Below are 4,669 nucleotides of genomic sequence, written 5' to 3'. Positions count from 1 at the left end.
TGTACACTTTGCCCATACGATATTCCTACAAGAGTGGATTTCAGAACCAATCAGATCCTAAATCCATTCTCGCTCAAACTCACAAAATTAATCCTGACACTCCACTAGCGATAAGCAGACTAATACCTCCTCTCAAGATGATAACTGGCAGAAATTCGTAAAATTTGCCTTCACTCTACCCGATCGCCTTAACCCAAATCAAAGTAAATCTTTAAACGATCAAAAAACAGGGCTTTCCTCTCGGCAATCCCTAGGAAATACGTTAGAAACCCTACAAAAACTAACCCCAGACAAGGATGTCACCCTCCTAACCATGGTGCCAGCCAGACTGGTACCTGCAAAAGTCCTCTCCCCCCAATTGCCAGCCAGCCCCAACGCCCCAGAGCCTTTACCAGTCCCCACTGTCATTCAATTACAGCCCGCCGAAATTAATCAAACTACCACCTCTGCCCCCGATCCCGAGCAAATCTATCTCCTCTTGCGGGGCACCGTCAAACAATTGGAAACCCTGCTAGACAACAATCTCCAGCGATCGTTCCCAGCCAGGTTCCTCGAACTCCAAGAGCATTGCCATCGCATCGAAAATCAATCGGAACATGGCTACAACGCTTGCACTGCCCATGCAGGCATCGCCCTCATGGAGTACTTCGCTTCCCGCTATAGCCAAGGCCAAGGCAACGGCCCCGATGATACCCGTTTTTCCAGTCGTTTTCTCTATCGCATCACCCGCTTAATCGATGGTACCCAAGAGCAAGATAGCGGCGCATCCCTGCGATCGACCCTCAAAGCCATGATGATTTTTGGGTTACCCCCAGAAAAATATTGGAAATGGCACCCCCCCTCCCCAGAAAACCGCGATCTCGATCAAACCCTCAACCCAGACAATCTCTTGATCGATCCCCCGGCCTTTTGCTACGCCTACGCCCAAAGCTACCAAACCCTGCGCTATTTCCGCCTCGATCGGCCCGACATGACCCAGACCGCCCTCCTCGCCCAAATCAAAGCCGCCCTCCTCGGCGGATTTCCAGCCATTTTTGGATTCCGAGTTTTGAGCGACACCCTGTATGCTGACTCCAGGGCCACGGGAGACATCGCCTTACCTGACACAATCCCCGACTGCAACACCGATCACCCCATCAAAGGCCACGCCGCCCTCGCGATCGGCTACGACGACAACCACACCGTTCCCAATCACAGCCCCGGAGCGATTTACTTTAAAAATTCCTGGGGAAGCGATTGGGGCGAACAAGGGTTTGGCTGGTTGCCCTACGACTATATTCTTAAAGCCGACAAGCAGAATCAATTATGCAGCGATTGGTGGACGTTGCTAGACGCGAAATGGATGGAAACCAACAATCTCGGCATTCCAGCTGAAGAACAAGCCAAAATGATGCGCCTGGGAGAAACGTCTAATCCCAAAATTAAGCCCCCCAGGAAATAGTCTAGACACAGAGTTCTAGATATTGGGAAAACTGTATAATCCAAAATCTCCCATGCGCCAGTGCTCCATCATAATGTGATCCCGGTTGCTCCTAGGTTTGATTGCTGTGTTCTATGATTGCTGTGTTTTATGCATAATTCTGAGCATTCCTCCGATCGTCCCCAGCCCCAGCCACCTGCCGAGGATGACTCTAATCAACTTCCTGATAGTCAATTTGATCTTTTCATTTCCTACTGTCGGCGCAATCTTGAGTTTATTCAAAGGTTCTATCAAAATCTACAAAAACAACAGCGCAATATTTGGATTGATTGGGCTGACATTCCACCCAGCGTTAATTGGCGGGCTGAAATTCATCGAGGGATTTCCGCAGCGGATAGTTTCATTGCAGTGCTGAGCCCGGAATACTTAGCTTCCTACGAATGCCGGGTTGAGTATGAAACAGCGCTTCAGATGAATAAGCGTTTAATTCCGATCGTCTGTGAAAACGTCAACCCCCAAGACACGCCTCAACCCCTCGCTGATTTAAATTGGATTTTTTTTCGTCCTGAGGACAACTGGAATGAGTCCTTTGCCAAATTGACAGAGGCTCTAGATACGGATCTCCTCCACGTACGGGCCCACACGCGGCTATTACTACGGGCCCAGGAATGGCAGAACCACAACGAAGATGAAAGTTTTTTGCTGCGGGGAATGGACTTAGAACGGGCGGAGCAATGGTGCATTGAAGGAGCCAACAAACAGCCTGAACCCAATACTCTGCAACTGCAATATATCGACACCAGCCGCCGTACTGAACGGGCTCAGCAGCGATCGCTGATTCGGCTACAACGGACGTTGCTGGGTACGATGACGATCGCCTTCGTGATTGCCAGTGGATTGGGCTTTTTTGCCTATCGGCAATATCAAATGGCCGCAGTCAATGAAATCAAAACCTTAGGAGCCTTTTCTGAAGCACTGTTTAAGGAAAATAACGTCTTTGATGCTTTAATTCAAAGTCTGCGGGCCAGTCGGCTCTTGAAACAAGCGACTTGGGCCGATGCGGAGACACAACAAAAAGTTACGGATACGGCTCTGCAAGCGGCTTATTGGGTCATGGAATCCAACCGATTGGAAGGCCACAAGGACTGGGTTGCGGGAGTTGAGTTTAGCCCCGATGGTCAAATTTTGGCGTCTACCAGTGGCGATAAAACCGTGCGGCTGTGGCAGTTGAATGGTCAAGCGATCGCGACCCTAGAAGGTCATCAAGATGGCGTCTTTTTTGTCAGTTTCAGCCCCAATAGTCAGCAGCTTGCCTCTGCTAGTAAAGATGGTACCGTGCGGCTGTGGCGGCGTGATGGCACCCCTGGCCCCGTCCTATCTGGTCATAAAGGAGCTGTGAACAGTGTCACCTTTAGCCTCGATGGGCAATCCCTGTGGTCAGCGGGAGAAGACGGGACGATTCGCCAATGGTCGATCGAGGGTAAACCGGGCGTTATCCTGCGTCAGCATCCCAAGGCTATTTACAGCGTAGCGCTCAGTCCTGATGGAACCCTGATGGCTTCCGCAGGCGAAGATAAAGTCGTGCGCCTGTGGACGATGAATGGCAAAGTTCTAAAGCAATTAAAGGGCGCTCAGGATCTCATTACCCAAGTGAAATTTAGCCCCGATGGTCGCACGATCGCAGCTGTTGATATTAAGGGCAAGATTTCCCTTTGGGATCATAAGACGGGTAAACTCCTGCGTCAGTTTTTTCAACCCGACCCCGAACGTGCCGATCGCCCCCTCTATGGCCTCGCCTTTAGTCCCGATGGTCGCATCCTCGCTACGGCCAGTGCGGATAAAGTGATTGACCTCTGGCGCTGGCAGGATGGCACTTTTCTGGAGTCGCTCAAGGGACACAGTGACATGATTAATGGGGTAAGCTTTGCCCCCGATCGCAACCAGTTACTCCTCGCCTCTGCCAGCCAAGATACAACTTTAAAACTTTGGCGCTTCGATCGCAGTATTCTTTCACCACTGATTGGCCACAAAGAACCTGTGAACGCTGTTAGCTTCAGCTCTGATGGTCAGAAAATTATTTCGGGTAGTAGTGATACGACTCTCCGCCTGTGGTCACCGAATGGGGATTTGCAGAAAATCTTAGAAAGACACGAGAATCAAATTTATAGCGTCAGTGTGAGTCCTAATGGTAAACACTTTGCATCTGCTGGAGCTGATTCCTACATTATTGTATGGGATTGGAATGGCAAAGAAAAAAAACGCATCCCTACCAATGGGATCATCCATAAAGTTCAATTTAGTTCCAATGATCAATGGATTGCTGCGGGAGACACGGATGGAACACTATATGTTTGGAAAGTTGATGGAACACCAATCACTCAGGTCAAAACTTCTAGCAGTCGGTTAGACAATGTAAACTTTAGCCCCGATGGTCAGTTGCTGATTTTAGGTACTCAGAAGGGAGAGATTCAACTATGGAGCATGGATGGATTCCTGAGAAAACAACAAACCCCGGTCAAAACTTTTAATGCTCATGATCAGCAGGCCATTCGAGATGTTGCTTTTAGTCCTGATAGTCAAATCATTGCTTCGGCAAGCAACGATCGAACGGTCAAGCTCTGGAAACGGGATGGCACTTTTCTACGCTCCTTAACAGGTCATCAAGGGATTGTTCTAGCGGTACGCTTTAGCCCCGATGGTCAAACGATCGCGTCTTCCAGCGACGATCGCTCAATCAAATTGTGGCGTTTGGATGGTCGGTTGATTGCTAGCTTGAATGGTCACCGCAGCGGCATCTATGGCCTCAGTTTTAGCCCTGATGGCCAAAAACTAGTTTCTGCCAGTGATGACAAACGAGTCCTTGTCTGGAATCTTCAGAATTTGCAGTTAGATTCTCTCCTCGATCGGAGTTGCAGTTGGCTCCATGATTACTTAATGACTAACTCTAAAGCATTAAATAATTCAGACAGCATTCGCGATCGAGAATTTTGCGACGATCTTTCTCGTAAGGCAGCACATTCCAGGAAATAGAACATCGTCTCTTCTCGCTAATCAACTTTCAAATTTTGCTTTCAAGAAGGAAAGTTAATATTTTTTGATGCTATACGGTTGACTTGGGAGGAGTTTGTTCGTAGTGTAGTTTCTCATAGCGATCGCCATGGACATCCTTCTTTGACGGGTCGGCATGAAGCATGGGGTCGCTGGGTTCCCAACAATTTAGAGCACTACCCTTCGTTGTTGACGCAACTC

General features: G+C 49.0%; 2 protein-coding genes. Both read left to right on the top strand.

The features are described 5' to 3' along the window. Positions 1 to 313: 313 nt before the first annotated feature. Positions 314 to 1,441, top strand: a complete 1,128-nt coding sequence (locus ACN4EG_RS27140) for a C1 family peptidase (RefSeq protein ID WP_431633409.1) — start codon at positions 314 to 316, stop codon at positions 1,439 to 1,441. 129 nt (positions 1,442 to 1,570) lie between these two features. Next, complete coding sequence (locus tag ACN4EG_RS27135) at positions 1,571 to 4,450, top strand: toll/interleukin-1 receptor domain-containing protein (protein ID WP_431633408.1); 2,880 nt, start codon at positions 1,571 to 1,573, stop codon at positions 4,448 to 4,450. Positions 4,451 to 4,669 lie beyond the last annotated feature (219 nt).

It is taken from the genome of Alkalinema pantanalense CENA528, from assembly GCF_050753345.1.
Lineage (GTDB): Bacteria > Cyanobacteriota > Cyanobacteriia > Leptolyngbyales > Leptolyngbyaceae > Alkalinema > Alkalinema pantanalense.
The sequence above is the reverse complement of the archived record's forward strand: the minus strand, read 5'-3'. Positions and strand labels throughout refer to the sequence as shown.